Here is a 4,749-nt window from a genome sequence, read left to right on the forward strand (position 1 = left end):
AAATTGGTGCGGGAAAGTTCCACCAAAACATAAGAATTAGATAGCAGCAGCTCAAGCCGTATAGAAGTTGTATTTTAGTCGTCTAAGCCCACCCTGCGCATAGGATGATTCATCATAATCGATAAGTATGCATTAGTATTGAACATTTATCCACTACTGGAAAGTTTGTTCAAACTTCTACAACTTTCTTTTATAAAAGAACTTGATTTTATAAAAAGTATAATGTTAGTTTTAGTGTGTTGTAAGTAATTTTTAAAAAAGAAGGAGGAATTGTTTAGGCGTGATACTGCTTAAGCTTAGCAGTTAAAAAGGAGGATATTACTAAATGTTCGGTCATTAACGAAGAAACGAACTAAAACAATCTTTAAAAATACACTATCGCTTTGAGCACTTTAATCAAAAATGTGGAGCGGTGACAATTTGAATTGTTTATGTGTATACCTCAGCTTTTGTTATTTTGCACTCACTATATTTTTGTGTGAGATGAGGTCCTGGTGCTCAACTTGTGATCCTTGGAAATCGCTAATACGGTAGGTAGTAAAGGCGTAGTTTTATTTTTTAGTGAAACGTAAAAATAAAACTACGCCGCGTATACGAAAGAAAAAACCTTAATATAGCTGTTTGTAGCTTTGTAGAAAAAAAAAAAAACATAAAATTGCTCATAGCAGATAATTTCCTATACATAATTTTAAAAGGGGTGTTTGCTGTGACAGATAAAGATTTGGCCATATACAATAATTTGAAAATCCAAATTGATAAACTTTATCGACATATAAATCAGCTTTCGATCAATTCAAGACCAGCTTATAAAAGTGCTTTTCTGCGCTTATGTAAGCATGTCGCTAAAGAATTCAAGGTGCAGAACATACGCAATATTAATGATAAGCATGTGTATTCATATATAAGTGACAAAATTGATGATGCTTGCACTGCTAGTTATTTAAAGTCCGAAATGTCTGGGATTCGATTTATATATGATCAAATAGGAGATGCAAGGTATCGGCTTAAAACAAACAATGATGAATTGGGTATACCAGAGCGGGATAATATAAAAGACCGTACCTGGACTGATTCAGAAGTAAAAAATATGCTTAAAATTGCTCTCGTAGAAAAGAGGTACGATGTGTATTTTTCAATCGCCTTATCTAAAGCTTTGGGAACCAGATTACATGAATGTTTTCGGATGACACATCCTATGGCAAGAAAAGCATTAAAGCAAGGCTTCTTGCGCATAAAGGGCAAGGGTGGGCTTATACGAAATATACCTCTTACAGATCAGGCGCGAAATGTATTAAGGCAATTTATAAGTTATAAAGGGCGTGGAAATTCACGAATTTTAAATGATGGAGATAAAAAAACTCACCTGTGTATGGCAGCAGTTCAAAGATTTATCGCCAAACATAGATCTACAGATGGAACTATAACACATCACGGCTTAAGACATACGTATGCTGTAGACCTTTATAATAGGCAATTAGAGTATTATCTTTCTCGTGGTTTGTCTACAGATAAGGCTAAAGCTAGAGCGTTTCAAGACGTAAACGTAGCCCTTGGCCATGGCAAGGATCGCAAGGATGTAACTCGCAGATATTTATGTAGCGTTCTATAGAAAACAACCCCCTCTGTTCGCACCAGGAATGGGTTGTTTTCGTTTAAGTATATTGGAAACATTAACGCTGTTTACAGCTTACCATTAGTATCATGGGATTGTCCATACTAGTTTAACTTCTTTTTTTAGAATCGATATATTTGTTTTCTAGATCCAGGAGCTCTTTACGGTGTTTCTCTTGCAACTCACTAACAATTGCCTCGTTCTCACTGCGAAGAGATTTCATTTCTTGTAGAAACGACTTGTAATTTTGCTGATACTCCTCTATCTGAGCATTGTGTTTCGTAGATAACTGATTTAGAGCTGCAGTATGTTCCCTATCTTTTTGCAGAATAGCTTTTTCACAATTCATTTCGGCTCTTTCGAGAGCTATTTGTAAATCTTCTTCTGCTTGTTTTTCTTTTTTTATAACGACTTCTTTTAGTTCAGATATAGTCCTCTCCTGATCTTTAATTTGGTCTATGATTTGCTTTTTTTCTTCTTCAGCTACGCTAATTTGTTCTAGCAAAACTATGTTTCTAGATTTATACTCTTTATGCTCTGCTAATAGACTTGTAAGCATATCATTTTTCTCTCGGTATTCATCTACCAGGGCATTTGAGTTTAATTCTGACTTTTTAATTTCTTCTAATCTATCTGTCAAATAGATTTGTGAGTTAACCAATTCCTCTTTTTCTTCTTTTAGGTTAACCAATTCATCAATTTTATGTTGTAGCTTCTCTTTTAACTCTCTTAATTCGTTTTTGTTTGATTCTTCTATTTCGCTGATTTCAAGCTGTTTGTCTTTTATTATTGTGTCTATCCTGTACCCCATATTTAAGTAAATGCCATTAATTCGCTTTGTAAGTTTGGTTAACTCATCTAGGTCCTCAGCAACAGCCGGAACTGCATCTTTTGCTTTGCCTATTTTATAGCCGTCAATCAGATTTTGCATAAAATCCTTACCTGTCTGCCCAGATTTTTGCATTAATTCGCTTATTTCTACTTTTAGTTCTTCCGGCACCTTAACACCAAAAGTTACATCTGCCATTTATAAAACCACCTTTCAATATTTATAGTTAACTTATTAATGTCTATTTATCAATGGTTAACTAGGTTAACCTTATTATAATGTATGTAGATTACTTAAGTCAAGTATATTTCTAATAAGAATCAAAGCAAAAAAGCGCTACAAATTGTAGCGCTGCTGAATCTGCTGAGGGGCTCGTATTTAATTGGCTGCCGTAACGTCCCCTGAACGACGGGATTGGCTGCCAAAGTGTACTTAAAAGGACCGTAACGTACCTAAAAGGACCGTAATGGACCTAAAATGACACTGGACCCAAGAATCTCGGAGTCAGATAGTAATATTAAGCTCTTTATGGAAATATTGTAATGTGGATTTCCCACACAGACTCCTATTTCTACTTACTTCAAGTTTTTTTAATGCTTTTTTATAGTTATGTATATATTGCTTAAATCCTTTTATTACTTGATAGTCTTTGCCTATCAAAGCTTCGTGCTCTAAATCTCTGATACGAGGCACTCTAGGGTCAATGTACTTTTGATCTATAATTACCGCTTTCGAATAATCAAGTCCACAATGATTAGGCTTGTCCGTCCAAAATACATTAGGATGATTTATTTTAGAACGAAACGGTATAGCAAAATCCCATTTAATTTTATCGTTACCATAGCATAGGGTCTTAAGTGCTTTCGCTCAATTTCGGGATAATTAAATCGATCATAATCTGTATAAAATTGTGCATTCAAAAAAATGTACTTCACGATAAGTTTAACCCCCATAAAACGAGCCCCTTTTTATTATAAAAAGGGGCTCTACTGATCTTCTCGGTAAGCATTTTTTTGATTACCCTGATCGCGCTTTACGAACAGATCTTCTCAGCGAGCTTTCTTTTGATTACCCTGATCGTGGCTCTACGATCAGATCTTCTTACACTTATAGTATATCAAATTATAGCGAAAAGTAAACCAAAAGTTTTAATTTTATAACTAGAGTACTATTTAATATAGGTATATGTATCCTATTTTTGAGGATTGAAAAATTAATTCGTCACTAGTCATTTTATAAATGTCTACGAATCGGGTGTTGTCTTCCGTTATACACTTTAACTCCCAGTAGCCCTCTAATTCAGTCATAGCAAAAGCGTTTCTTCCTCTATCAAAGAGATTAAAACTACAGTTTCCCAGGTGAAGCTCTTGGCATTTTTTTTGCATTTCTCTTATGATAGTTTCCACTTCTGGTTCAATTATAGAATAAGGTTTCATTTTAATTTTTCTCCTTATTGGTACGAAATATTTTTTTAATCCAACTTGTGTTTCGTTCTTCTTCTAATAATTTATTTTGATGCTGATGGAGCTCCAATGTAGCTCGTAGCGTCTGAGTAAGCTTTCTGTCCCTCTCTTCCAGGCGTTCTTCCAGCTTTGTAATCCTTTTGTCTACCCGTTTATCAATTTCGTTTGCGATCTCTTGCAGCACCTGCTGTTTTATTTTTTCGTAGACTAAAATCTCAGCCGGTTCTTTTTGATCGTGGCCATCTACAACAATTATTTCTTGCTGCTGCTGCTCCTCGAAATCTCTCAACATCTCTTCCGCTATAAAATATTGCGGCCCGTTATTGCCAGTTTTTTGGACAGCCTTCATCTTCCCAGCGCGTATCCAGCGTCTTATAGTTTCTATAGACTTGTCATACTTTAGCGCCACTTCCTGCACGGTATATTCCCTTTGTTCCATATACAACAACCCTCCACACATTGACCCTCTACATCGTTGTAGGCGGTAGGTAACTACTAACTACACACAACGTCTACTGTCTACACTATACACTATACACTATAATGAAATTTCAGACAAAATCAAGTTAAAAACAACTAACTTTATGAGCTTCCATAAAAGCATTAAATTGAGATATTTTTTCGTAGAGAAACAAAGCAGGGGCTACTGTAGACAGTCTACACCCCTATGTAGAATAGGCGAGGAAAATATGTACAATCGAAAACAGTCGTATTATACTCCAAAATCCCTTGGTTGCGGGACTTGCATGACTTTAAGTAGCCAATCAGATTGTACATCTTTTTTTCGCTTAAAAATCTGCTTAATGTTGAATTGGCCGCCGTCTAAAAAGCAGTCTTCAACCAGT

6 protein-coding genes are annotated in these 4,749 nt (G+C 35.3%); 1 reads left to right on the forward strand and 5 read right to left on the reverse strand.

The features are described from left to right. Window positions 1-706: 706 nt before the first annotated feature. Complete coding sequence (locus Q7P22_RS11105; protein WP_303864157.1) at window positions 707-1,609, forward strand: tyrosine-type recombinase/integrase; 903 nt, start codon at window positions 707-709, stop codon at window positions 1,607-1,609. Between the two features lie 112 nt (window positions 1,610-1,721). Here the strand turns inward: Q7P22_RS11105 and Q7P22_RS11110 are convergent, their stop codons facing one another. From Q7P22_RS11110 to Q7P22_RS11125, 5 genes are all read right to left on the reverse strand, one after another. Beyond that, window positions 1,722-2,639, reverse strand: a complete 918-nt coding sequence (locus Q7P22_RS11110; protein ID WP_303864159.1) for a hypothetical protein — start codon at window positions 2,637-2,639, stop codon at window positions 1,722-1,724. Window positions 2,640-2,945: 306 nt separating this feature from the next. Next, window positions 2,946-3,269, reverse strand: a complete 324-nt coding sequence (gene tenpIN, locus Q7P22_RS15010; protein ID WP_369695528.1) for a type III toxin-antitoxin system TenpIN family toxin — start codon at window positions 3,267-3,269, stop codon at window positions 2,946-2,948. Further along, entirely contained in the window at window positions 3,230-3,394 is a 165-nt protein-coding gene (locus Q7P22_RS11115; protein ID WP_303864161.1) for a hypothetical protein, read from the reverse strand. The genes tenpIN and Q7P22_RS11115 overlap by 40 nt, the downstream gene beginning before the upstream one ends. A 219-nt stretch (window positions 3,395-3,613) precedes the next feature. Then, window positions 3,614-3,877, reverse strand: a complete 264-nt coding sequence (locus tag Q7P22_RS11120) for a hypothetical protein (protein ID WP_303864163.1) — start codon at window positions 3,875-3,877, stop codon at window positions 3,614-3,616. A 1-nt stretch (window position 3,878) separates the two neighbouring features. Next, window positions 3,879-4,343, reverse strand: a complete 465-nt coding sequence (locus Q7P22_RS11125) for a helix-turn-helix domain-containing protein (RefSeq protein ID WP_303864165.1) — start codon at window positions 4,341-4,343, stop codon at window positions 3,879-3,881. Window positions 4,344-4,749: the final 406 nt, after the last annotated feature.

Source organism: Alkalibaculum bacchi (genome assembly GCF_937875145.1).
Lineage (GTDB): Bacteria > Bacillota > Clostridia > Eubacteriales > Alkalibacteraceae > Alkalibaculum > Alkalibaculum bacchi_A.